Genomic DNA, 23,136 nt, shown 5'->3' with positions numbered 1-23,136 from the left:
AGCACCATCGTCTTACCCGCCTTCGGCGGCGAGACGATGAGCGCCCGCTGGCCCTTGCCGATCGGCATCACCAGGTCGATGACCCGGGTGGTCAGCACGTTCGGCTCGGTCTCCAGCCGCAGCCGCTCCCGCGGGTGGATCGGTGTCAGCCGGTGGAAGTCCGGGCGGCGGCGTGCCTCTTCCACGGTCGTCCCGTTGACGGTGTCGACCCGGACCAGCGGGGCGTGCCGGCCCCGGTGGGGAGTGGCGGCGACGGCACCGGTGACGAGGTCGCCGCGGCGCAGGCCGTGCCGGCGCAGCTGGCCGGCGGTGAGGTGGGCGTCCGAGCTGGACGGCAGGTAGCCGTCCACCCGGAGCAGTGCGTGGTCGTCGACCGTGTCGACGATGCCGCTCACCGGGAGCGGCGTGGAGGTGTCGGTCATCGAGTGCCTTTCGGGAGGTGGCCGTCCCGATCGGGACAGGCGAGGGAGAGCGAGTGTCGGAGCGTCCTGTGGTGGGCGCGAGGCGACGGGTCACGGCCCGCGGACGCGCACGGCGAAGGTTCACGGCACGGGTGGCTCGCCGCCCGGCGGCACCGGGGGACGTCCACTGCCGGCGCGGCGGGCCGCGATCGATTCGCGAGGCGAACGGCGCCCGAGCCGGCCGTCGCGGCGGGCACGGAGCAGCCGGTCGGGTTCACTTCCGCGGAGGCCCGGGTCGGGTGCTTGTCGAGCCAGGACGGCGGTGGCCGCACGATCGCGGCGGGATGGGCGACGTACGCCGGATGATCTGCCGCATTCGGGAGAGTGGGCTCCGGGTGGCGTCATACGCCGGCATCCGAGTCCATCGGCAGACTACCCCGGAACGCCGCCGCCGACAAGCGGATCGCCGGCGACCCGGTCAGGGCTACAGTGAGGGGCGCGCCGACCGGAAGGCCAGCACCGTGACTGCTATGACCGTGGTCGACCAGGTCCACCTGGGCGACCACGTCTGCTGGACGCACGACGACGAGAACGTCGCTCTCGACGTCGTCGGCCGCTTCGCCGCCACCGGCCTGCGCCTCGGTCACAAGGTCGTCTGTTTCACCGAGACCTCGCCGCCGCAGGCGGTGCGCGCCCGCGTCGACGCCGTCGGCGTGCCGACCGAAGCCGCCGTGGCGGCCGGCCAGCTGCGCATCCTGCCGGCCGCGGATGCCTACCCGACCGGTGCCCGGCCGGCCCCGGAGACGATGGTCGCCATCGTGGTCGACGAGGTCGACCGCGCGCGGCACGAGGGCTACCCGGGAATCCGGCTGGCCGGTGACATGGCGTGGGTGCTGCGCAGCGGCACCACCCTGGACGACCTACGGCGGTACGAGACCGCGCTCAACCCGCTCTTCCTGGACGCCCGGGTCGCCGGCCTGTGCCTGTACGACCGGCGGCTCTTCCCGGCCGACGGGATGCGCGCCCTCGCCGCCGCCCATCCGGGCACGGCCGGGCCGGACGCCGCGCGCACCTGGGCGCCGCTGCTGCGGGCGTACCGGACGACCGACCCGCCGGGCTTGCGGCTGGTGGGTCAGGTGGACCGGAGCAACCGGGAGGCGTTCACCGCGGTCCTGGGCGACGTGACCGCCGCCGAGCGGGCGGCGGGCCCCCCGCCGGTGCTGGACGTCTCCGGCCTGAGCTTCGCCGACGTGGGCGCCGCCACCGCCATCGTGCGGGCGGACCGGGACAGCGCCAGCGGCATCCGGCTGGTCGGCTGCCGGCCGGCGCTGCACCGGCTGCTGCACCTGCTCGGTGACGTGCCGGCGCCGGAGCGCCCCGCGTGAGGGCTCCCGCCGGCCCGGCCGGCCTCCGCCACGAACTGGCCTTCTACACCGACCCCGCGAGCCTGCTGGCGGTCACCGTACCGTTCGTCGAGGAGGGACTGGCCGGGGGCGACCCGGTGCTGGTGGCGACGCCCGGCCCGCAGCTCGCGCTGATCCGCGCGGCGCTCGGCGCGACCGGCGACGCCGTCGGGTGGGCCGACATGACCGAGGCGGGTCGCAACCCGGGGCGGATCATCCCCTGGGTCCTCCAGGCGTTCGCCGACCGGCATCCCGGCCGGCGGGTCCGGATCATCGGCGAGCCGGTCTGGGCCGGGCGCACCGCCGAGGAGTACCGGGCCTGCGCGCAGCACGAGGCCGCGATCAACTGGGCCTTCGCGGACCGGGCGGCGAGCATCCTCTGCCCGTACGACGCGGGCCGGCTCGGCCCCGGCGTGCTCGCCGAGGCCCGCTGCACGCACCCGCTGCTGGTCGACGGCGACGGCTGCCGCCGCATCGCCGGCTACGCCCCGGCGGCGGTCACCGAGCGGCACAACAGGCCACTGCCCACCCCGGCCGGGCAGGTCGCGGTGCTCCGCTACGACCTGGCGACGCTGCCGCAGGTCCGGCGGTTCGTCGCCGACCACGGGCTGGCCGCCGGGCTGGCCGCCGACCGGGTGGCCGACCTGCAGATCGCGGTCACCGAGCTGGCCACGAACAGCGTGGCGCACGCCGGCGGCGCCGGCACCCTTCAGGTGTGGCGCACCGGCCGGCACCTGGTGTGCGAGATCCACGACGACGGCCGGCTGGCCGATCCGCTCGCCGGCCGGCTCACCCCCGCGCACGACGGCATCGGCGGGCGGGGGCTGGTCATCGTGCACGCCCTGTGCGACCTGGTGCTGCTGCACACCACCGCGGCCGGCACCACGGTCCGGCTGCACATGCTCCGGGAGGCCCCGTGACGGGAACGGAACAGATACTGCGCCCGGTCGGCCGCGTCGAGTCGCCCCTCACCGATCCGGCGGCGGCGCCGAAGCAGGGCGACGAGGGCGCCCCGGAGGCGTGGCTGGTCTTCGACGAGGCGTACGCCCCGGCGCTGGACGGGCTGCGGCCCGGCGCGGACGTGCTCGTGCTGACCTGGTTGGACCGGGCCCGGCGGGACGTCCTCGCGGTGCACCCGCGCGGGGACGTGTCCCGGCCGGAGACGGGGGTGTTCGCCACCCGCTCGCCGCACCGGCCCAACCCGGTCGGTCTGCACCGGGTGCGGGTGCTCGCCGTGGACGGCGTACGGCTGCGGGTGGCCGACCTGGAGGCGGTCGACGGCACGCCCGTGCTCGACGTCAAGCCGGTCCTCGACGGCGAGCGCTGAGGCCGGCGGCGCCCGGCCGGGCCGCGACCCGGCCGGGCGGTCGGCTCAGTGCCCGCGGGCGATCCACTCGTCGAGGTGGGGCGCCTCGGCGGCGATCGTGGTGTCGTCGCCGTGTCCGGTGTGGACCACGGTCTGCGGCGGCAGGGTGAGCAGACGGGTCCGGATCGATTCGACGATGGTGCCGAAGTCGCTGAAGGAGCGGCCGGTGGCGCCGGGCCCTCCGGCGAAGAGGGTGTCCCCGGTGAAGACCGCGCCGAGGTCGGGGGCGTGGAGGCTGCAGGCGCCCGGGCTGTGGCCCGGGGTGTGCAGCACCCGGAGGGTCGTGCCGCCGACCTCGAAGGTCTGCCCGTCGGTGAGGTCACCGTCGGGCGGGGTGTCCGGGTGGACCAGGTCCCAGAGCACCCGGTCGGCCGGGTGCAGCAGCACCGGCGCGCCGGTGGCCCGGGCCAGCTCGGGCGCGACCCGGACGTGGTCGTCGTGCGCGTGGGTGGCCAGGATCGCGACCACCCGGCGGTCGCCGATCACCGCGCGGATGGCGGCGACGTCGTGCGGCGCGTCGACGACCACGCACTCGGCATCGTCGCCGACCACCCAGACGTTGTTGTCGACGTCGAAGGTCTGCCCGTCGAGGGAGAACGTGCCGGAGGTGACGGTGTGGTCGACGCGGGCGGTCACGGGAAGACCACCACCGACCGGAGCACGTCACCGTGGTGCATCCGGGTGAACGCCTCCTCGACCTGGTCGAGGGCGATCTCCTCGGTGACGAAGGCGTCCAGGTCGAGGCGGCCCTGCCGGTACAGCTCGGTGAGCATGGGGAAGTCGCGGCTGGGCAGGCAGTCGCCGTACCAGCTGGACTTGAGGGCGCCGCCGCGGCCGAACACGTCCAGCAGCGGCAGCTCGATCCTCATCTCCGGGGTGGGTACGCCGACCAGCACGACGGTGCCGGCCAGGTCGCGGGCGTAGAAGGCCTGCTTCCAGGTTTCCGGTCGGCCCACCGCGTCGATCACCACGTCGGCGCCGAACCCGCCGGTGGCGGCGCGGATGGCCTCGACCGGGTCCTCGTCGGAGGCGTTGACGGTGTGCGTGGCGCCGAACTTGCGCGCCCAGTCGAGCTTCCGGGAGTCGGTGTCCACGGCGATGATGGTGGTCGCGCCCGCGAGGGTGGCGCCGGCCACCGCCGCGTCGCCGACCCCGCCGCAGCCGATCACCGCCACCGAGTCGCCCCGGGTCACGTTTCCGGTGTTCATGGCCGCGCCGAGGCCGGCCATCACGCCGCAGCCGAGCAGGCCGACGGCGGCGGGCCGGGCGGACGGGTCGACCTTGGTGCACTGGCCGGCGTGCACAAGGGTCTTCTCGGCGAACGCGCCGATGCCCAGGGCAGGCGCCAGCTCGGTGCCGTCGGTCAGCGTCATCTTCTGCGCGGCGTTGTGGGTGTTGAAGCAGTACCAGGGGCGGCCTCGCCGGCAGGCGCGGCACTGCCCGCAGACCGCCCGCCAGTTGAGCACCACGAAGTCACCGGGGGCCACCTCGGTGACCCCCTCCCCCACCTGCTCCACGATGCCGGCGGCCTCGTGGCCGAGCAGGAACGGGTAGTCGTCGTTGATGCCGCCCTCGCGGTAGTGCAGGTCGGTGTGGCACACCCCGCAGGACTGGACGCGCACCACCGCCTCGCCCGGCCCCGGGTCGGGCACCACGATGGTGGTGACCTCCACGGGCGCGCCCTTGCGCCGCGACACGACTCCCCGGACTTCCTGACCCACGGCCCCTCCTTCGTTCGCTGTGTGTCGAACCTACCGCCCACCGCCGTCCGGCGGGTTATCCGGCGCGTCGCGGGGTACGCGGTGGCCCGGTTCTCCGGCACCGACGGGAGTGATCATGAGGTTGACCCATGCGCCGCTACGGATCATCATCGGCGCGTTCTTCCTGAATTCCGGGCTGTCCAAGCGGTCCCTGGAGGGCGAGTCCGCCGCCGGCATGCACGGCATGGCGGTCGGGGCGATTCCGCAGCTGCGGCAGTTCCCACCGGACCAGTTCGCGAAGCTGCTCTCCCGTTCCGAGATCGCGCTGGGCGCCGCGCTGCTCACCCCGTTCGTGCCGTCGCTGCTGGTCGGCGCCGGGCTGACCGCCTTCGGGGCCGGCCTGGTACAGCTCTACCTCAAGACGCCCGGGATGCGGGAGGGGAACAGCCTGAAGCCGTCCCAGGCCGGCATTCCGCTGGCCAAGGACAGCTGGCTGGTCGCCGCCGGGCTGACGCTGGTGCTGGACTCGCTGGCCCACAAGCGCCGGTTCACGTGACCGGACCGGCCACGGCGGCGGGCACCGGCACGGCGCCGGCGGCGTACCGGCGGCGGGCGGCGTTGCGGTAGCGCAGCACCTGCACCGCGCCCAGCCCCCAGAGCAGGTACTGCACGGCGAACGCCCAGCGGAACGCCGACAGCGGCGGCGTGCTCCGGCCGGCCGGGGTGGCCAGGTCGAGCACCACGCCGACCGCCAGGATCAGCAGGATCGAGGCGACGAACCCGCCGACGTTGACGATGCCGGTGGCACTGCCGATCCGGTGCACCGGGTTGAACGTGCGCGCGTAGTCGAAGCCGATCACCGAGCCGGGGCCGTTGACCGCGAGGACGACCACGAGGGCGACCAGCAGCCCGTGCGGGGCGCGGCCCGGCCAGGCCAGCACCACCGCCCAGACGGCGGCGGTGCCGGCGGTGATGGCGAACACCACCGCCGAGCGGTGGAACGGGTGCCGGGCGCACAGGTGCGCGATCACCGGGCCGCAGACCAGCGTCACCAGGGTCATCAGGGTGAGCAGGCCGGCCGCCGCGGTGGGCGAGAAGCCCTGGCCCTGCACCAGGAACGGGTAGCCCCACAGCAGGGCGAACACCGAGCCGGAGAACTGGGTGACGAAGTGCGTCCAGAGGCCCAGCCGGGTGCCGGGCTGGGCCCAGGCGTCGGCGAGCTGCCGGCGTACGGTGCCCAGGTCGGGGGCGAGCGCGGTGGTGTGCTCGGCGTGCGGGGTGTCCCGGACCGCGACGAGCACGAGCAGCAGCACGGTGACGCCGAGCGCCGCCGAGGTCAGGAACGCGGGCGTCCAGCCGGCGTGGTGCAGCAACGCCACCAGGGGTACGGCGCCGAGCACCGCGCCGAGCTGCCCGATCGTGCCGGTGAGCTGCACCAGCAGCGGGTTGCGCCGGCCGGGGAACCAGAACGCCACGATCCGCAGCACGCTGATGAAGGTCATCGCGTCGCCCAGGCCGACCAGCACCCGGGCGGCGATGGCGAGCCGGACGTCGGTGGCCACCGCGAAGCAGAGTTGCCCGGCCACCATGAGCGCGCCGCCGACCAGCAGCAGCCGGCGGGAGCCGTACCGGTCGAGCAGCACCCCGACCGGCACCTGCATGGCGGCGTAGACGGCGAGCTGCGCGACGCTGAAGGTGGCCAGGGCGGCGGCGTTGATGTGGAAGCGGTCCGCCGCGTCGACCCCGGTGACGCCGAGCGAGCTGCGGTGGAAGACGGCGGCCACGTACGCGGTGACGGCCACCGCGAAGACCAGGCCGGCGGAGCGCCGCGGGGCGACCGTTCGGACGGCGGCGGTCACCGCAGCGTCCGCAGCACGGTCGCGGCGTTGTCGATGTGCGCGCCGATCGCGTCGAGCCAGGCCCGCGGGTCGTCGCCGTCGAGGGCGGCGAGCTGGCCGGCGTGCTCGGTGAGGGCCACCTCGGCCCAGCCGGGCGTGAGCCGGAAGCTGGCCTCGCCCATCCGCAGCTGCCGGTCGCGCAGCCGGTGGTACAGCTCGGCGAGGATCTCGTTGCCGGCGGCCTCCACCACGGTGGCGTGGAAGGCCCGGTCGGCGGCCATCAGCGCCGTGACGTCGCCGGCGGTGTGCGCCCGGCGCATCTCGTCGAGCCAGCGGGCCAGGTCGTCGCGGATGGCGGCCCGGCGCGGCCAGACCTCCTCGGCGGCGTGCAGCTCGACCAGGCGGCGGGCCTCGATCACGTCGGCGATCTCCCGGGCGGAGACCGGCCGGATCAGCGCGCCGCGCTTGGGGTAGAGCTTGACCAGGCCTTCGGCCTCCAGGCGCAGCAGCGCCTCCCGGACCGGCGTCCTGGACACCCCGGTCGCCTCGGCGATCTCACCCTCGCTGATCAGCAGCCCGCCCGGGTACACCTGCTCCAGGATGGCCCGCTTGAGGTGCTGGTACGCCCGCTCGGCGGCGGACGGCCCGGCCGACCGCGCCCCGGGCACGGGGGTGGGATGCGTCATGTATCTATGATGCGCCCCGCGCGGCGCGGCACCGCCACGCACCGGCCCGAACGTGGCCCACGCCACGTCACCGCAGCGTGAGCACCCCGTCGGCAGTCGGCGTGACGCGGGTCCCGGAGGGCCGGCCGAGGGTGTCGAGGAGGTCGGCGAGCCAGCCGGCCTCCGCGGGCGTGGCCGGTTGCAGGCGCATCCGGCACATCCGGAGCGGGATGAGACGCAGCCCCCGCAGCTCGCCGGTGGCGGCGTCGAGGCTGGCCAGGTACAGCAGCCGCAGCTCCGGCCGGTACACCTCCTGACCGCCGATCCCCTCGTAGTCGTCGATCAGGTCACCGCAGCCGTAGAGGACCAGCCGGCCCCGGTAGCGCTCGACCGCACGGGGATGGTGGGACGAGTGCCCGTGCACCACGTGCACCCCGGCGTCGACCAGGGCGTGCGCGAACTCCACGTGCTCGTCCGGCACCTCGTGGCCCCAGTTGGTCCCCCAGTGCACCGAGACCACCACGAGGTCCGTCGGCCGGGCGGTCCGCGCGATCCGCTCGGCCAGCGCGCCGGCCGTCGCCACCGACACCTCCGGCAGGTACGCCACACCGGGCCGGCCGGCCTCCGCCGCCCACTGCGGGAAGACCCCGCTCGACACCGCGCCCACCGACCAGACCAGCAGCCGGCGGTCACCGGCCAGCGGCACCGCGGCCGGCGACCACGCCTCGTCGGCGTCCCGGCCGGCGCCGGCGGGTCGGATCCCCGCCGCGCGCAGCGCGTCCAGGGTGTCGGCCAGCCCGGTCGGGCCGAAGTCCAGCACGTGGTTGTTACCCAGGGCGCAGACGTCCAGCCGGGCGGCGGCGAGGCAGGGCACGTTCGCCGGGTGCATCCGGTAGTGGATGCCCTTGCCGGGATGATGCTCGCCGCGAGCCGTCACCGCCGTCTCCAGGTTGACGATCCGGGCGTCCGGCCGCTCCGCGTCGAGCAGCCGCAACGCCGCGCCCCACGGCCACCCGGGCGGGACCGGGCGCGGCACCGGCCCGGCGACGGACTCGGCCAGCGCGACGTACCGGCGGGCGTCGGTGACCAGTTCCTCCCGCAGCGCGGGCGACCCCGGGTGCGGCAGGATCTGGTCCACGCCCCGCCCGGTCATCACGTCACCGGCGAGGAACAGCGTCACCTCGGCCATGCCCGGGTGTTCCCCCCGTCCGCCGCGCCACGCGCGACTCCACGCGACCGGGGTGCCCTCGTCATTGGCTCAACAGGTCCTGCCCTTCGGCGCTCAGGGCCCGGGCGATCCCGTCGAGCGAGTCGACGGAGAGAAAACCATTGGAGACCTCGATTCCGCCCAGCCTGCCCTTCGCGGCGAGGTCGGCAAGCATCCGGTCAATCGCGACACCACGCGTCAACAGGTCAATCGCCGTCGGGCCGAGCGCCATGGCGCCCACGTTGACGAGGAAATCCGTTTCCGGCTTCTCCGAGAAGCCGATTATCGATTCCCCGTCGACCTTCACCACTCCGAAGGGCAGACGGTACCGCGCAATTGCCAGGCAGCAGTCGACATCACCCGACTCGACGCGCGACAACAAGCGGCGCGGGTCGTACCACGAGTAGGTGTCGCCCAGAACCACGACCGCCAGGGACAACGTGGGATACGGGCCGAGAACCTCCACCACCTTCTCGCGGGCGCCACCAGGTACGACCGACAATCGGACGTCGATGCCCAGCTCACCGGCCAGCCCGGCCACATACGCCTCGACCAGAGGGTCCCGGCTGTCGACGACAATCCGTATCCGCGTGTGTCCGGCCATCGTCGCCCGCGTGACGTGCTTGGCGACCAGAGTCGTGTCTCGGAGTTGCAGAAACGGTTTGTAAATCGTCCCGCGCAGTACCTCGAGCCGCGTATTGTCACCCCCACACAGGACGATGAATGGACAGCCCTCGATGTCCACCAGCGAGCCCCTCATCCGCCGTTCGCGAGGGCGAAGGCGGCACTGCGGACACACAGACCGTGGATACAGACCTGAAGCGGCGAGACACCGGGCACCAGACGAACGGGGTCCTTCGTCGTGACGGCGGTGCCCACCTCCCCTGCGTCGACCCAGGCCAGCAGTGAATAGCCCGGCGACGAGGACGGCAGGGCGGGCGGGGACACGGAAGGCTGACAGCTCATGGTCAACATCAATGTCTGCTCGTACCCGCCCTCGTCGTCGTGCACGAGGTCATAGGCGAGGGCCGACTGGCGCAGTTCGGCCCGGAGGTCGCCGTCCACGAGGGCCGGCGCGAGCCCGAGCTTCCGCGCGATCAGGGCCTCGGCGACGAATGCCTGCGGTGTCGCCAACGAGTAGGGCACCCCCACCTGCCAGGCCCGCCGCTGCGGCAGGCTCATGAAGTAGGGCGGCACCAACTCCACCGACCGTTCACTCTCGGCCGAGAGAAGGTCGACCATCGTCGAGACCGGAATGCGCATGGTCGGCGTGCTCAACACGTCCGGATGGCGCGTGCTCGTCGCCGACTGACGCCGGACCCCCAGCAGGACCTGGCTCCTGGAGTCGTCCCGGTACATCAGCAGCGAGACGACGGGCACCACCGAGTCCAGGTCAATGCCCCGAAGAATCATCGAGCACCTCCGAATCGTCCGAGAAACACGCCTTCGTCAACCATTTCCGGCGCTGCCTGAGCAGCCGGTTGAGCTGGCCCTCGTCGTTGTACAGGTCCGGAGCCAGCACCCGGACCAGGTTGGGACCGCGCGACAGGGCGACCCGCAGTTCGTCGAGTTGCCCCGAACGGACCAGGTCGAGCGTGAACACCATGAAGGCCAGCTGCACCGACTCCGATTCGTGCTGCACGAGATGAAAGCCCTTACGCTCGAACCGGTCCAGCTCGACGTGCAGGCCCAGCGTCAGCGACACCTCCCGACGCGCGGCGAGCCGGAAGGCTTCGGCTGGAAGGACGAACGGGTGCGGCGACCCGGCGGCGAGCCACAGGTCCTCCAGGGCGGCGATGTCGCTCTCCTCCGAGGGCGACACGGTCGCGCCCAGGGCCGATGCCACGTCGACCTCCTGGACCCGGGCGCTCAGGAGGCTGAGCTTGCCGAAGTCGTCGGTGTCGGTGAGCGGCGTCCGTCGCTTCAGCAACACCTCGAGACCAGCCGGCGAGTGGCACCGGACGACCACGATCGAGATCGGTCTGAGGAGGTTGGGATTCCTGCTCACGCCGCCCAGCGGGACGAGCTCTCCGATCCTGAGCCGGTCGGGCTCCACCTCACCCGACGTCGGATTCTCCATGCCGCGGCAGCGCACCTCGCGCAGTCTGATCGGTTTTCCGTCCCGCCGTAACCGCTCGAGATAGTCGTTGAGGCCCGCGTCGCTGCTCGGCAGCACCTGGGCGATGTGGTCCGGGTGATCGCCGTCTTCGAGCAGCTCGGACAGCATGATCGATCGCGCGGGACCGTCGTTGACGACGACATGCAACAGGCAGTTGAAGGACAGCGCGGATATTCCCGTACCGAAGTGGCGGTGTTCCACCCGAGCCAGTTCTCCGCGGGCCCGCTGGCCGTGCGCCGCGTTGACCAGATTGCGCAACCCCATGTAGCCCGCCTGCCAGCGGTTCACATAGCAATGAAGCTCTCGCCCGAGGTTGAGCGCGAGTTCCGATCGGGGGGTGTAGTACTCGATGTCGGGCAGTCGCGGCTCGGCCATCGCCTCGACCTCACGTTGCAGTGCCTCGACGAGCGGCTGAGGCATGACACCGACGACCCAGATCCTCGTCGCGTCGATGATCAGCCCGGCGAGACTCCGCCACCCGCTCTCTGTCACGGTGCCGCGCAGCAGGAGTTCACCCTGACCGGCTGGCGTGGCCTGGATGGGGATGCCGACAAGGCGCGCCGCAGCCCGGGCATCGTCGCTGTGCAGGTTCGGCACTGTGCCACAGCCTTTCGCCGATTCAGTTCTCGGTCTTGCGGAACACCTTCGAGACGAGCGCGACCACGTCCGACCAGCCGTCCACGACCTCGGCCTCCGGCGGATCCGGCCGAGCGGTCAGGTGCACGAGGAGAAGGCAGGCCTTCCGGGCCTCGAGATCCTGGAGCCGACTGCCCAGCAGCAGCAGGCTCCTCCTCGTGCCGTACAGGTCGTCGACCAGCAACTCCCGGATGCTCTCCGGTCGCTGCCAGAGCTGCAGGATCTGATCGGACACGGCGTGTTGTTCCCGGCCTCGGCTGGTCCGGCCGGTCAACAGCGAATTGACGATCGGAACCCCAAAGCCGACGACAAGGCCCACCAGGACACCACCGACCGCGATGAGCGACTGGATCGCCGACGCTTGACCAGTGGCGGGCGACGGCGCGGGAGACGGAGTCGTCACGAGGGCCGCGACCAGGGTGCAGTGAGGAGGTATCAATGCCAGTCGTAGCCCTCGCTGTTGAGCAGGACGCGCGAGCAGAGAGAGCCTCTCCGTGCTGCCTCCACGAGGAGGCCGAGGTCCTTCGTGTACCTCATGTCGACGTACTGGCTCACATCGTCGAACGGTTGGGGAACGGCAGGAACCCCCTTTTCCAACAACACGCGATAATCCGAGAGGGTGAGCGTGAAATGCTCACGCTCGGCCTTCTCAGTTCCGACCCGATCCAGGACTCTGAGTTCGACGCCCAACTTCTCCCGCCCGGCGCGCACCACCGCGTCCTCGTCGGACTCGCCCGCTCTCAGACTGGCGGCAGGTAATCCCCAGACACCGGGCAATGATTCGTCATCATCGCTGCGCCGTACGGCAAGGAAACGCCCTTGATCGTCATAGAGGACCACCGCCACCGCGTGTCTGGCAGGCTTCACTGTGGAGGAATTGCGCGTCATTGCCGGAGGTTAACACGCAGATCGGAAACGCTGAATGGGCTGATCGTGCCGCTTGCCTCATCCTGGTCGCCGCTGGCTGCGACATCTCTCCACCGAGACTCGGCCAGTTCAGAGGGGTCGACCAATCAACCGTCCGGCGGTGGCAGGCAACGGCGCAGGGCTGCTGACCCGCGAGGATCGTTGAAAGCGTCGAGCAGCGCGGATAGGCTGGCTTTCCCGTCACCAGCCGCCTCGGACCTCCGCGCGGTCGGCGCGACAATGATCGACACCTCGGGCACGCCGGGAACACAGAGCGGATGACCGCGCCACGTGGAAGACATGGGAAATTCTCGAATGAACGCCAACGCGACCACCGACGTCGACCTGTTGGATCTTCAGCTCACCTTTGAACGCCTGAAGATCGTGGAACGCCAGAATCCACTCAGCAATGGCGCCCGTCGGGAGAACACCGCCGAGCACTCGTGGTCCGTGGCGCTGGCCGTGATCATCTTTCACGGCCTGGCCACGGTGCCGGTCGATCTCGGACATGCCTTGGCGCTCGCGGTCGCACACGACCTGCCGGAAGCCTTCGTCGGAGACACGTTCGTCTACGGTCACGAAGCCGACTCGCGCTCGACGCGGGAACGGTTGGCGATGGATTCCTTCCTCGCCGAAGCAGGACCTGGATCCGTCAAGAGCGAGCTGGTGGACCTGTGGCAGGAGTACGAGAGCGCCGCCACCCCCGAGGCACGGTATGTTCTCGCGCTGGACGTGCTGCTGCCCGTCTTCTTCAACAGCAGGAACCTCGACCACTCGTCCTGGAAGCGCCATGGCGTGCAGGCGGCGGACGTCCGAGCCCGCGTGCGCATGGTGGAGGACGTGATGCCACGACTGGCCCAGGAGGCCTACCAGGCCATCGACCACGGTGTGCGGCACGGCGCACTGAAGGGACCGTGAGCGCGGGACGCCGGCGCTCTGCCCAGCACGATTTCCACCGCCTTCGCCGGGTGAGCTGATCTCCTTGGTTATCGTGTGGACGCACCGGCCGTCGGCGAGGAGCACCGGGTGAAGAGCAGCGGGTCCTTCCGGGCCTGGTACCGGCCGATGCGGGCCCGGCGGCGCGACGAGGAGCACCGCTCCGCCACCCCGCTGGAGCTCTTCTTCGACCTCTGCTTCGTCGTCGCGGTGGCGCTGGCGTCCGAGGGCCTGCACCACGACGTCGCGGAGGGGCACCTCGGGCACGGCGTGGGCTCGTACCTGAGCGTGTTCTTCGCGATCTGGTGGGCCTGGGTGAACTTCACCTGGTTCGCCTCCGCCTACGACACCGACGACGACGTCTACCGGCTGACCGTGCTGGTGCAGATCGCCGGGGCGCTGGTCCTCGCCGCCGGGGTGCCCCGCGCCTTCGCCGACGCCGACTTCACCACGATCACCTACGGGTACGTGGTGATGCGGCTGGCCTCCACGGTGAACTGGCTGCGGGCGGCCGCCGGCGACCCGGCACACCGGGCCACCGCCCTGACGTTCGCCATCGGCGTGGGCGTGGTGCAGGTCGGCTGGCTGCTGCGGCTCCTCCTGCCGCCGGAGTGGCTGCTGCCCGCGTACCTGGTGCTGGTCGCCGCCGACCTGCTCGTGCCGGTGCTGGGCGAACGCCGCCGGCAGACCTCGTGGCACCCGCACCACATCGCCGAGCGGTACCAGCTGTTCACCCTCATCGTGCTCGGCGAGGTGGTGCTCTCCACGTCGGTGGCGATCCAGCGCGGGGTGGACGCGGGCAACGGTCAGCTGTGGTCGCTGGCCGCCGCCGGCACGCTGATCGTCTTCGCGATCTGGTGGCTCTACTTCGACCGGCCCGACCCGCTGCCGCCGGCGTCGGTGCGCGGCGCGATCTTCTGGGGTTACGGCCACTACTTCGCGTTCAGCTCGGTCGCCGCGGTCGGCGCCGGGCTGGCCGTGGCGGTCGACCACGACCTGCACGCGGGGCACGTCTCCGGCCGGGTGGCCGGCTACGCGGTCGCCGTGCCGGTCGCCGTCTTCCTGGTCGCCCTCTGGGCGCTGCACCTGCCCACCAAGCACGGCGCCGGGCTGGTGCTGTTCCCTGGTGCGGCGGCGCTCGTCCTCGTGACGCCGTGGCTCGTCGCGCCGGTCGACCTGATCGCCGGGGTGCTGGTCGCCCTCGTGGCCGTCACGCTGGTGCTGCACCACCGGACGGCGACCAGAACTGCCTGACCAGGGCCGCGAACTCCGCGGCCCGCTCGATCTGGGGCATGTGCCCGGTGTCGCGGAACAGGTGGCCCTGCGCCCCGGGCAGCCGGGACCGCGCGTACGAGAGGTGGGCGGCGGGCAGGATCAGGTCCCGGTCGCCCCACACGACCAGGGTGGGCAGGTCGAGCGCGGCCACCGCGTCGAGGAGTTCGGCCCGCCACTCGGGGCGTACCCCGCGCCAGGTGCCGAGGCTGCGGACCAGTTCCAGCATCACCCGGGCGGCGTGGGGCTGCCGGGCCGCCGCCAGGGCGGTGGCGATCCGCGCCTCGGTCACGTACGCGGGGTCGTAGAAGATGGCCCGCTCGGTGCGACGGGCGATCGCCGGGTGCGGGCGCAGCAGCAGCTTGGCCAGCGGCCGCACGGCGAGCAGCCGCAGCGCGGCGGTCACCTCCCGGCCGAAGCCGGCGCTGTTGACCAGCACCAGGCTGGCCGCCCGCTCCGGCGCGTCGGCGGCGAGCCGCATGGCCACCGCCCCGCCCATCGAGTTGCCGACCAGGTGCGCCGGCCCGGTGACCCCGGCGGCGTCGAGGAACCCGGCGACGGCCGTGGCCAGGGTCGGCAGCGTGTGCCGGTCGTCCAGCGGCGCGGAGCCGCCGTGCCCGGGCAGGTCCATGACGAGCACCCGGTGGTCGCGGGCCAGCGCCTCCTGGACGGCGCTGAAGTCTTCCATGGTCCGGCCGATCCCGTGCAGCAGCACCACCGGCGGGCCGTCGCCGGCGATCCGGCAGCGCATCCGCCGCCCGGCGACGGTCAACTCGTCGGCCGGCGGCAGGGCGAGGGTCACGCCGGCCGTCCCGGGTCCGACGGGACGGGCTCGGCGGCGGGCCGCGCAACGGGCTCGGCGGCGGGCTCGGCGGCGGGCTCGGCGGCGGGCCGCGGGGCGGGCACCCGGGCCGGGCGCGGGCGCATCCCCAGGGCCAGCACCTTTCCGTACCCGGCGGGGGCGACCCGGGCGAGCAGGTCGGGCAGCTTCGCCGACCAGCCGATCAGCACCCGGCCGCGGCGGCGCCCGACCCCGCGCAGGATCACCTCGGCGGCCTTCGCCGGGGCGATGGAGAGCAGCTTCTCGAACTGCTCGCGGCCGGCCTCGTACTCCTCGATCGCGACGCCGCTGCCCACCCGGGCGCTGCTCGCGATGCGGGTGCGGATGCCACCCGGGTGCACCGAGGTGACCCCGATCCCGTCGTCGGCCAGCTCGTGCCGCAGCGCCTCGGTGAAGCCGCGCACGGCGAACTTGCTGGCCGAGTAGGCGGCCTGCCCGGCGGGCGCGATCAGCCCGAAGAGGCTGGAGACGTTGACCAGGTGGGCTCCGGGCTCGGCCTTGAGCGCGGGCAGCAGCGCGTGGGTCAGCCGCACCACGGCCCGGAAGTTGATGTCGATGACCCAGAGGAACTCGTCCAGCGTGACCTGGTCGAACCGGCCGCCCAGCGCCACACCGGCGTTGTTGACCAGCAGCCTGATCCGCGGGTGGGCGCCGAGGATCTCGGCCGCCACCCGGTCGGTGGCGTCGGCGTCGGCGAGGTCGACCAGGTGGGTCTCGATCCGCCGGTCGGGATGGGCGGCGCGGATCGCGGCGACCACGGTGTCCAGCCGTTCGGCGTCGCGGTCGAGCAGGACCAGGTCGGCGCCGCGGCGGGCCAGCCCGTGGGCCAGGGCCTCGCCGATGCCGCTGGCCGCGCCGGTCAGCACGGCGGTGCCGCCGGGAAAGACGAAGTCACGCATGACGCTCCTCGGTGCTCAGGCGACGGGCGCGGGCCGGTCGGCGAGGGTGGCGGGCGTGCCCGCGCGGGAGAAGCGCACGCCCGCGTCGGTGAGCCGGCCGTGGCGCATCAGCAGCACGTCGCGGGGGTAGTTCTGGTGCAGCCGCCAGGGCGCCTCAGGGCCCTGCTTGGGCAGCTGGTCGACGGCGCGCAGCACGTAGCCGGACTGCAGGTCGATGATCGGCACGAGGTCGTCGGAGTCCGGCGCGAGCGGCGTGACGATCTGCTGGCCGGTGTCGTCGAGGTGGCGCAGCAGCCGGCAGACGTACGTGGCGACCAGGTCGGCCTTCAGCGTCCAGGAGGCGTTGGTGTAGCCGATGGTCATGGCGAAGTTCGGCACGCCGGAGAGCATCATGCCCTTGTAGGCGACGGTCGAGGCGAGGTCGACCTCGGCGCCGTCCACCACCAGGGTCATCCCGCCGAGGGCGAGCAGGTTGAGGCCGGTGGCGGTGACCACGACGTCGGCGGGCAGTTCCTCGCCGGAGGCGAGCCGGATGCCCCGCTCGGTGAAGGTGTCGATGGTGTCGGTGACCACCGAGGCCGTCCCGGCGCGGAGCGCGGCGAACAGGTCCCCGTCGGGCACCACGCAGAGCCGCTGGTCCCAGGGGTTGTAGCGGGGCGAGAAGTGCCGGTCGAGGTCGTAGCCGACCGGGAGCTTGCCCCGGGCGGCCCGGCGGAGGAACCTCTTCACCAGGCCCGGGGCGCGCCGGCTGAGCTGGAAGTTGGCCACGCCGAGGGCGACGTTCTTCCAGCGCGTCACCGCGTACGCGGCCTTCGCCGGGAGCCAGCGCCGCGCCGCGTCGGCGACCGGGTCGCGCGAGGGCAGCGAGATGACGTACGTGGGTGAGCGCTGGAGCATGGTGACGTGGCCGGCCCGCTCGGCCATGGCCGGGACCAGGGTGACCGCCGTGGCGCCGCTGCCGATCACCACGACGCGCTTGCCGCCGTAGTCCAGGTCCTCGGGCCAGTGCTGCGGGTGCACGAGCCGGCCGGCGTACCGCTCGACGCCGGGGAACTCGGGCGTGTAGCCCTCGTCGTAGCGGTAGTAGCCGGAGTTGGTGAACAGGAACCCGCAGGTCAGGACCACGTCCTCGCCGGTGTCGTCGCGGTGGGCGTGCACCGTCCAGCGGGCCGTGGCGCTGTCCCACTCGGCGCGCAGCGCCCGGTGGTGGAAGCGGATGTGCTGCTGCACGCCGTATTCCCGGGCGGTCTCCCGGACGTAGGACCGGATGGCGTCACCGTCGGCGATCGCCTTGGGGTTGGTCCACGGCTTGAACGAGTAGCCGAGGGTGAACATGTCGGAGTCGGAACGGATGCCCGGGTAGCGGAACAGGTCCCAGGTGCCGCCGACGGCGCCCCGGGCCTCCAGCACGGCGTAGGTCTTGCCGGGGCACTGGCGTTGCAGGTGGACGGCGGCGCCGACGCCGGAGAGCCCGGCGCCGACGATGAGGACGTCGACGTGGTCGGAGGCCATGACATCTCCCGTTCGGCCGGCAGTGGACCGGACACTATCCACCCCCGTCGACACCAGTCAACACCCTGTCGAGTGGAATCGACAGGGTGTCGAGCGGGTGTAACATCGGCCGACATGACACCCGCCCGTACGCCGACCGGCGCCGCGCCGACGCGCGGGCGGCGACCCGGCCGCTCCACCGGCGACGACCGCGAGGTGGCCATCCTCGCCACCGCCGAGCGGCTGCTGCGGGAGCGACCCTTCGGCGACATCTCCATCGACGACCTGGCGCGGGGTGCCGGCATCTCCCGGCCCACCTTCTACTTCTACTTCCCCTCCAAGGACGCGGTGCTGCTCACCCTGCTCGACCGGGTGACCGAGGAGGCGAACGCGGCCGCGGGTGACGCGCTGGTCCGGCTCGCCGAGGACCCGCGGGCCCGCTGGCGGGAGCTGATCGCCCGCTTCCACGCCACCTTCGGCGGCCACCGCGACGTGGTGCTGGCCTGCGCCCAGGTCCGCGGCACCAACGCCGAGGTGCGCCGGCTCTGGGCCGAGGTCCTGGAACGCTGGGTACGCGCCGTCGAGGCGGCCATCGAGGGGGAACGCGCGCGCGGCGCGGCCCCGGACGGGTTGCCCGCCCGGGACCTCGCCATCGCACTGAACTCCATGAACGAGCGGGTCTGGTACGCGACCTTCGCCGGCGACGGGCCGGCGGTGGCCGAGCGGGACGTGGTCGACGTGCTGCTCGACGTCTGGCTGACCGCGATCTACCGGACCACCACGCCGCCGTCGCTCTGACCGGCGGAGTGCGCCTCGCGCAGTTGCGCCATCATCAGGTCGAAGTCCGCGGCGGAGAGCACCGGCCCGTTGTTCTTGCGCCAGCCCGCCAGCCTCGACCGCCGCTGCACCGGCGTCTCCCACGCGCCGTCCCGGGTGAGCACCCAGGCGGCGTTGCGGACCGTCGCCGACCCGAGGAACCGCGCCGCGCGGACGTCGAAACCCGTCACCTCCGACCAGGGCAGCAGCCGGGAGCGGTGCACGTGGCGCAGCAGCAGGCCGCACTCGTTGCGGTAGATGCCGACCAGGTACAGCCGGACCACGAAGGTCAGCCAGACCGCCAGGAATAGGACCGCGCCCAGCATTCCCGCCGCAGTCCTCAGGTCGGTGCCGCGGGCCACCACCCGGAGGACGGTCACCACCAGCACCGACACCGCCGCCACGCCGCACAGGGTCATGAACCCGGTAACCGCCTGCCGCAGCCCCCAGGGATCGACCCGCCGCCATCGCCACACGGCGGTCAGGCTAGCCGGTCCGGGTGAAGTCCATGATCCAGTTGGTCTCCCAGGTCTGCTCGCCGTCGGTGGAGAACGCCTGCTCCCAACGGCAGGAGGTGGGCGTGATCCGCGACCAGATGAACCGGCAGCGGACCGGCCGTCCCTCGTCGGTGTCGTCGGCGTGGAAGGTGCCCACGCCGTCGACGAACCGGCCGACCATGGGCGGCTGTTCGAGCACGCCGCGCCTGCTGTTCATCCAGTAGATCGACCACAGCCCGGTCTCCGCGTCGCGGATGCGGACCGTCGAGCCGGAGAAACCGCGGGTCGGGAAGCGGATCTCGTCGAAGCTGCCGGCGCCGTCGAAGAACGTGCGCGCCACCGAGGTGCCGGGGAACTCGTCCCACTCGTCGCTGCCCACGTGCCGCTTGGTCAGCCGCCGGTTGACCACGTCCCAGGTGCCGACGAAGAAGTCGAAGTCGCCCATCAGAAACCCACCTTTCCCTCGGCCCGGGTGTCGGCCAGGTAGCCGGCCAGGTCCGGCCGGTCGGGGGCGAGCACGTGCCGCACCCAGGCGGTTCGCTCGTGCTCCAGCACGCCCAGCTCCCAGACACAGCCGACGCCGGGCCGGTCCAGCGGGACGAAGTGCGCCGGGTCGTCGTCCGGGCAGTCCAGCGCGGGCTGGCCGGCGATCGCGATCCGGCACTCCACCACGTTGTCGAAGAACCAGCTGTACGCCAGCAGGTACGCGCCGGTGTCCGCGCCCCGGTGCAGCACCACCCACGTCGCCGGTGGGGTGCCGCCGTCCGGGCCGGGCAGCAGCTTCGGCAGGTACGCGTACGCGGCCTCGACCACCTCCGGTTCGAGGCGGCGGTCCGGCTGGTCGATGTGGTAGCGCTTGACGTGCCGGCCGGCGACCTCGACGGTCCCCGGCACGGTCAGTTCCTTGTTCCGAAATGCCATGCCGGGACGGTAGAGCCACTCCCCTGACAGCTAGTGTCAGTGGAATGAGGGCCAGTCGCCTCCTGTCCATCCTGCTGCTGCTTCAGGCCCACGGCCGGCTCACCGCCGCCGAGCTGGCGAGCCGGCTGGAGGTCTCGGTCCGCACCGTCTACCGGGACGTCGAGTCGCTACACGCCGCTGGCATCCCGCTCTACGGCGAGGCCGGGCACGCCGGCGGCTACCGGCTCGTCGACGGCTGGCGGACCCGGCTGACCGGGCTCACCGCCGAGGAGGCCGACCGGCTGCTCTTCGCCGGGTTGCCTGGTCCGGCCGCCGAGCTGGGCTACGAGTCGGTGGTCGCCACCCTGCAGCTCAAGCTGCGCGCCGCGCTGCCGCCGCCGCTCGCCGACCGGGCCGCCCGGCTCGAGCAACGGTTCCACCTGGACACCCCCGGCTGGTACTCCGACGGCGACCCGTCGCCCTACCTGGCCGCCGCGGCCGAGGCGGTGTGGCGGGAGCACCGGATCCGGGTCCGCTACCGGAGCTGGAACGGCGAGGTGAGCCGGGTCCTCGAACCGTACGGGCTGGTGCTCAAGGGCGGCCGCTGGTACGTGGTGGCGGGCCGGCCGGACCGCGCCGAGCCGGCGACCTACCGGGTCAACCAGATCCTCGACCTGGCCCCGCTGGACGAGCCGTTCGACCGCCCGGAGTTCGACCTGCCGGCCTGGTGGCGGGCGCACGTGGTCGCCTTCCGGGCCGGGCTGCACCGGGACGAGGCGGTCATCCGACTCTCGCCCGCCGGCCGGGAGCGGCTGCGCGAGGTCGCCAGCGACGCGGTGGTCGGGGCGGTGGACGCCAGCGCCGGCCCGCCCGACGCGACGGGTTGGGTGCGGGCCGCCGTACCCATCGAGTCGCTCACCCACGCCCACGGCGACCTGCTGCGGCTCGGCGCCGAGGTGGAGGTCCTCTCCCCCGCCGCCCTCCGCGACCGCCTGGCGGCAACGGCCGCCGCCCTCGCCGCCCTCTACCATCCCCCCGCGCCGTAGTCGATCAAGAGGTTCGCGTCGGGATCGATCGCCCCGGTGACGCAAGCCTCTTGATCAACGAGGCCGGGGCTCAGGGCAGGTCGTGGAGGGTGGTGGCCAGGATGGCGAGGGCGCGGTCGATGTCCGACGGCGGGTTGGCGGCGTAGCCGAGGACCAGGCCGGGGGGCTGCGGGCGCTGGGCGTGCCACGAGAGGGGCTGGACCTTGACGCCCCGGCGCAGCGCCGCCGCGGCCAGGGCCGTGTCGTCGACCTCGCCGGGCAGGGTCACCAGCAGGTGCAGGCCGGCCGCGGCGCCGTGCACCACCGCGCCGGGCAGGTGCGCGCGGACCGCCCGGATCATCGCGTCCCGGCGGCGGACGTGCCGGCGGCGCAGCAGCCGCAGGTGGCGTTCCAGCGCGCCGGAGTCCATCAGCTCGGCCAGCACCAGTTGCGGCAGGGCGGCGTTGCCGAGGTCCGCCATCCGCTTGGCCGCCACGAGGTCGGCGTGCAGCCGGGGCGGCACCAGCACCCAGCCGATCCGCAGCGCCGGGGCGAGCAGCTTGGAGACGCTGCCGGTGTAGCAGACCCGGTCCGGCAGCATCCCGCGCAGCGCCGGCACGGGCGGGCGGTCGTAGCGGTGCTCGGCGTCGTAGTCGTCCTCGATCACCAGGCCGCCGCGCCGCGCCCAGCGCAGCAGCCGGCGGCGCCGGTCGCCGTCGAGCACCACCCCGGTCGGGAACTGGTGCGCCGGGGTGAGAAGCACGGCCGGGGCCCCGCTTTCCTCCAGCCGGTCGACCCGCAGGCCCTGGGCGTCGACCGGGACCGGCGGGGTGTCCAGCCGCCAGTTGTTCAGGTGCTGGCGGACGCCCAGCGAGCCCGGGTCCTCCACGGCGACCGTGTGCACGCCGTCGCCGTGCAGCACCTGGGCGAGCAGGCCGAGCGCCTGGGACACCCCCGCCACGACCACCACCTCGGCCGGGTCGACCCGGATGCCGCGGTTGCGGGCCAGCCAGGTGGCGACCGCGAGCCGCAGCGCGGGGGTGCCGGTCGGGTCGCCGTACCCGAAGGCGGCGGGCGCCAGGCGGTGCAGCACCGCCCGTTCCGCGCGCAGCCAGGCCGCGCGGGGAAAGGCCGCCAGATCGGGTACGCCGGGCGTCAGGTCCAGCTCCGCCGGGGCGGTGCGCAACGCGTCGAAGACGGCGGTGTCCGGCCGCGCGGCGAACACCTCCGGCGTGCGACGCGGCACCGGCGCGCGGGTGACCACGGTGGCCGGGGTGGCCACCACGACGGTGCCGGCCCGGCCCCGCCCGATCACGTGCCCGTCCTCGGTCAGCCGCTGGTACGCCTCGGTCACCACGCCCCGGGACACACCCAGCTCGGCGGCGAGCACCCGGCTGGCCGGCAGGCGGGCGCCCACCGGCACCCGGCCGTCGGCGATGGCGGCCCGCAGCCGGGCGGCCAGCCAGTCGGCCCGCCCACCCGGTGGGGCCTCGCCGACGTCGAGCTGGAGGAAGTCGGCACCGGCCGTTATGGACCCCTCCGTCGCCGATGGTTTGGCCCTGTCCATCAGACCATTATGGTCGCAGGCTGGACCGCATGAGCATCGCTTTCCTGCTGACCACGCTCGTCGTGGTGATCACCCCGGGCACCGGGGTCGTCTACACCCTCGCCACCGGCCTGTCCGCCGGCCGCCGGGCCGGTCTGGTGGCCGCCGCCGGTTCCACCGTCAGCCTCGTCCCGCACCTGGTCGCCGCGGTGACCGGGCTGGCCGCCCTGCTCCGCGCCGGCACCCCGGCGTTCCGGGTGGTCACCTGGCTGGGGGTGGCGTACCTGCTCTGGATGGCCTGGGCGGCGCTGCGCGACCGCGGCCCGCTGCTGCCGGTTGACGGGGACCACCCGCCGCGCCCGGCCAGCCGGCTGTTCCGCGACGGGGTGCTCATGAACCTGCTCAACCCCAAGGTCACCGTCTTCTTCGTGGCGTTCCTGCCGCAGTTCGTCCCGCCGGACGCGCCGGACGCGCCGGCCCGGATGCTGGCCTGCGGCGCGGTGTTCATGCTGGCCACCATGGTGGTCTTCGCCGGATACGCGCTGCTGGCCGGCGCGCTGCGCCGCCGGGTGCTGGCCCGGCCCCGGCTGACCGCGCTGCTGCGGCACGGCTTCGCCGGCAGCTTCCTCGCCCTGGGCCTCGGCCTGGCCCTCACCGCCCGTTAGGAGTCTC

At 73.1% G+C, this 23,136-nt stretch carries 26 protein-coding genes and 1 pseudogene; 9 read left to right on the top strand and 18 right to left on the bottom strand.

The genetic code is table 11. The annotated features are described in order from the left end of the window. Positions 1-401, bottom strand: a pseudogene (locus ABZ452_RS24820) (transcription termination factor Rho); the annotation flags it as partial. 530 nt (positions 402-931) lie between these two features. On the opposite strand from ABZ452_RS24820, the gene ABZ452_RS24815 reads away from it, so the two are divergent. Genes ABZ452_RS24815 through tsaA form a run of 3 tightly spaced genes read left to right on the top strand, consistent with a single transcriptional unit; the run spans position 932 to position 3,131 of the window. Further along, positions 932-1,786, top strand: coding sequence for an MEDS domain-containing protein (locus ABZ452_RS24815; protein ID WP_357947290.1), 855 nt, complete (start codon positions 932-934; stop codon positions 1,784-1,786). Beyond that, positions 1,783-2,724 (top strand): sensor histidine kinase, encoded by a 942-nt coding sequence (locus tag ABZ452_RS24810; RefSeq protein WP_357947287.1) that lies wholly within the window; start codon positions 1,783-1,785, stop codon positions 2,722-2,724. Before ABZ452_RS24815 ends, ABZ452_RS24810 begins: the two co-directional genes overlap by 4 nt. Beyond that, on the top strand, positions 2,721-3,131 hold the full coding sequence (tsaA, locus tag ABZ452_RS24805; protein ID WP_357947284.1) for a tRNA (N6-threonylcarbamoyladenosine(37)-N6)-methyltransferase TrmO: 411 nt from the start codon (positions 2,721-2,723) through the stop codon (positions 3,129-3,131). The genes ABZ452_RS24810 and tsaA overlap by 4 nt, the downstream gene beginning before the upstream one ends. Positions 3,132-3,176: 45 nt before the next feature. Here tsaA and ABZ452_RS24800 read toward each other — a convergent pair whose 3' ends face one another. Next, complete coding sequence (locus ABZ452_RS24800; protein WP_357947281.1) at positions 3,177-3,806, bottom strand: MBL fold metallo-hydrolase; 630 nt, start codon at positions 3,804-3,806, stop codon at positions 3,177-3,179. Further along, entirely contained in the window at positions 3,803-4,891 is a 1,089-nt protein-coding gene (locus ABZ452_RS24795) for an S-(hydroxymethyl)mycothiol dehydrogenase (protein WP_357947278.1), read from the bottom strand. Before ABZ452_RS24795 ends, ABZ452_RS24800 begins: the two co-directional genes overlap by 4 nt. Before the next feature lie 115 nt (positions 4,892-5,006). Between ABZ452_RS24795 and ABZ452_RS24790 the strand changes: the two genes are divergently transcribed. Beyond that, the gene (locus tag ABZ452_RS24790; protein WP_357947275.1) at positions 5,007-5,426 is read left to right on the top strand and encodes a hypothetical protein; all 420 of its coding nucleotides are present in this window, start codon (positions 5,007-5,009) and stop codon (positions 5,424-5,426) included. Here the strand turns inward: ABZ452_RS24790 and ABZ452_RS24785 are convergent. The 8 genes from ABZ452_RS24785 to ABZ452_RS24750 all read right to left on the bottom strand — a co-directional run bounded on the left by ABZ452_RS24785 (position 5,419) and on the right by ABZ452_RS24750 (position 12,223). Continuing rightward, positions 5,419-6,729, bottom strand: a complete 1,311-nt coding sequence (locus ABZ452_RS24785) for an MFS transporter (RefSeq protein WP_357947272.1) — start codon at positions 6,727-6,729, stop codon at positions 5,419-5,421. The two genes, ABZ452_RS24790 and ABZ452_RS24785, sit on opposite strands and share 8 nt — an antisense overlap. Beyond that, positions 6,726-7,394 carry a GntR family transcriptional regulator gene (locus ABZ452_RS24780; protein ID WP_357947269.1) on the bottom strand — a complete coding sequence of 223 codons (669 nt, stop codon included), beginning with the start codon at positions 7,392-7,394 and terminating at the stop codon, positions 6,726-6,728. The genes ABZ452_RS24785 and ABZ452_RS24780 overlap by 4 nt, the downstream gene beginning before the upstream one ends. A 67-nt stretch (positions 7,395-7,461) precedes the next feature. Beyond that, entirely contained in the window at positions 7,462-8,562 is a 1,101-nt protein-coding gene (locus tag ABZ452_RS24775; protein ID WP_357947266.1) for a CapA family protein, read from the bottom strand. Positions 8,563-8,623: 61 nt separating this feature from the next. Next, positions 8,624-9,325, bottom strand: coding sequence for a sugar phosphate nucleotidyltransferase (locus ABZ452_RS24770; RefSeq protein WP_357947263.1), 702 nt, complete (start codon positions 9,323-9,325; stop codon positions 8,624-8,626). 11 nt (positions 9,326-9,336) lie between these two features. Beyond that, positions 9,337-9,993: a hypothetical protein gene (locus ABZ452_RS24765; RefSeq protein WP_357947260.1), complete on the bottom strand. Its 657-nt coding sequence runs from the start codon at positions 9,991-9,993 to the stop codon at positions 9,337-9,339. After that, positions 9,974-11,296: a hypothetical protein gene (locus tag ABZ452_RS24760; protein WP_357947257.1), complete on the bottom strand. Its 1,323-nt coding sequence runs from the start codon at positions 11,294-11,296 to the stop codon at positions 9,974-9,976. Before ABZ452_RS24760 ends, ABZ452_RS24765 begins: the two co-directional genes overlap by 20 nt. A gap of 22 nt (positions 11,297-11,318) precedes the next feature. Beyond that, a complete protein-coding gene (locus ABZ452_RS24755; RefSeq protein ID WP_357947254.1) occupies positions 11,319-11,570 on the bottom strand; it encodes a hypothetical protein in 252 nt (83 codons plus the stop codon). Positions 11,571-11,770: 200 nt separating this feature from the next. Next, positions 11,771-12,223, bottom strand: coding sequence for an NUDIX domain-containing protein (locus ABZ452_RS24750; RefSeq protein ID WP_357947251.1), 453 nt, complete (start codon positions 12,221-12,223; stop codon positions 11,771-11,773). Between the two features lie 333 nt (positions 12,224-12,556). Here ABZ452_RS24750 and ABZ452_RS24745 point away from each other — a divergent pair, with 333 nt between their 5' ends. Both ABZ452_RS24745 and ABZ452_RS24740 read left to right on the top strand, forming a co-directional pair. Continuing rightward, entirely contained in the window at positions 12,557-13,159 is a 603-nt protein-coding gene (locus tag ABZ452_RS24745) for an HD domain-containing protein (protein ID WP_357947248.1), read from the top strand. A gap of 75 nt (positions 13,160-13,234) precedes the next feature. Beyond that, positions 13,235-14,431 (top strand): low temperature requirement protein A, encoded by a 1,197-nt coding sequence (locus ABZ452_RS24740; protein WP_357947245.1) that lies wholly within the window; start codon positions 13,235-13,237, stop codon positions 14,429-14,431. Here the strand turns inward: ABZ452_RS24740 and ABZ452_RS24735 are convergent. The 3 genes from ABZ452_RS24735 to ABZ452_RS24725 are packed head-to-tail and all read right to left on the bottom strand — an operon-like array spanning position 14,388 to position 17,701. After that, the gene (locus tag ABZ452_RS24735) at positions 14,388-15,251 is read right to left on the bottom strand and encodes an alpha/beta fold hydrolase (protein ID WP_357947242.1); all 864 of its coding nucleotides are present in this window, start codon (positions 15,249-15,251) and stop codon (positions 14,388-14,390) included. The genes ABZ452_RS24740 and ABZ452_RS24735 overlap by 44 nt on opposite strands. Then, on the bottom strand, positions 15,248-16,189 hold the full coding sequence (locus tag ABZ452_RS24730) for an SDR family oxidoreductase (RefSeq protein WP_357947239.1): 942 nt from the start codon (positions 16,187-16,189) through the stop codon (positions 15,248-15,250). The genes ABZ452_RS24735 and ABZ452_RS24730 overlap by 4 nt, the downstream gene beginning before the upstream one ends. 15 nt (positions 16,190-16,204) lie before the next feature. Next, positions 16,205-17,701 carry an NAD(P)/FAD-dependent oxidoreductase gene (locus tag ABZ452_RS24725; RefSeq protein WP_357947236.1) on the bottom strand — a complete coding sequence of 499 codons (1,497 nt, stop codon included), beginning with the start codon at positions 17,699-17,701 and terminating at the stop codon, positions 16,205-16,207. Between the two features lie 114 nt (positions 17,702-17,815). On the opposite strand from ABZ452_RS24725, the gene ABZ452_RS24720 reads away from it, so the two are divergent. Beyond that, positions 17,816-18,478 carry a TetR/AcrR family transcriptional regulator gene (locus ABZ452_RS24720; RefSeq protein ID WP_357947233.1) on the top strand — a complete coding sequence of 221 codons (663 nt, stop codon included), beginning with the start codon at positions 17,816-17,818 and terminating at the stop codon, positions 18,476-18,478. Here the strand turns inward: ABZ452_RS24720 and ABZ452_RS24715 are convergent. The 3 genes from ABZ452_RS24715 to ABZ452_RS24705 are packed head-to-tail and all read right to left on the bottom strand — an operon-like array spanning position 18,448 to position 19,914. Continuing rightward, the gene (locus tag ABZ452_RS24715) at positions 18,448-18,972 is read right to left on the bottom strand and encodes a hypothetical protein (RefSeq protein ID WP_357947230.1); all 525 of its coding nucleotides are present in this window, start codon (positions 18,970-18,972) and stop codon (positions 18,448-18,450) included. The two genes, ABZ452_RS24720 and ABZ452_RS24715, sit on opposite strands and share 31 nt — an antisense overlap. A 10-nt stretch (positions 18,973-18,982) precedes the next feature. Then, positions 18,983-19,438: a hypothetical protein gene (locus ABZ452_RS24710; RefSeq protein WP_357947227.1), complete on the bottom strand. Its 456-nt coding sequence runs from the start codon at positions 19,436-19,438 to the stop codon at positions 18,983-18,985. Further along, positions 19,438-19,914, bottom strand: a complete 477-nt coding sequence (locus ABZ452_RS24705) for a hypothetical protein (RefSeq protein WP_357947224.1) — start codon at positions 19,912-19,914, stop codon at positions 19,438-19,440. Before ABZ452_RS24705 ends, ABZ452_RS24710 begins: the two co-directional genes overlap by 1 nt. A 44-nt stretch (positions 19,915-19,958) precedes the next feature. Here ABZ452_RS24705 and ABZ452_RS24700 point away from each other — a divergent pair, with 44 nt between their 5' ends. Continuing rightward, entirely contained in the window at positions 19,959-20,939 is a 981-nt protein-coding gene (locus tag ABZ452_RS24700) for a WYL domain-containing protein (RefSeq protein ID WP_357947221.1), read from the top strand. Between the two features lie 70 nt (positions 20,940-21,009). On the opposite strand, the gene ABZ452_RS24695 is transcribed toward ABZ452_RS24700, so the two are convergent. Continuing rightward, positions 21,010-22,485, bottom strand: a complete 1,476-nt coding sequence (locus ABZ452_RS24695) for a PLP-dependent aminotransferase family protein (RefSeq protein ID WP_357947218.1) — start codon at positions 22,483-22,485, stop codon at positions 21,010-21,012. A 29-nt stretch (positions 22,486-22,514) separates the two neighbouring features. Here ABZ452_RS24695 and ABZ452_RS24690 point away from each other — a divergent pair, with 29 nt between their 5' ends. Further along, a complete protein-coding gene (locus tag ABZ452_RS24690; protein ID WP_357947215.1) occupies positions 22,515-23,129 on the top strand; it encodes a LysE family translocator in 615 nt (204 codons plus the stop codon). Positions 23,130-23,136: the final 7 nt, after the last annotated feature.

The organism is Micromonospora sp. NPDC005707 (assembly GCF_040631005.1).
In the GTDB taxonomy this organism is placed as follows: domain Bacteria; phylum Actinomycetota; class Actinomycetes; order Mycobacteriales; family Micromonosporaceae; genus Micromonospora.
Note: the sequence above shows the minus strand (reverse complement) of the source record. Positions and strands in the feature narration are given on the sequence as shown.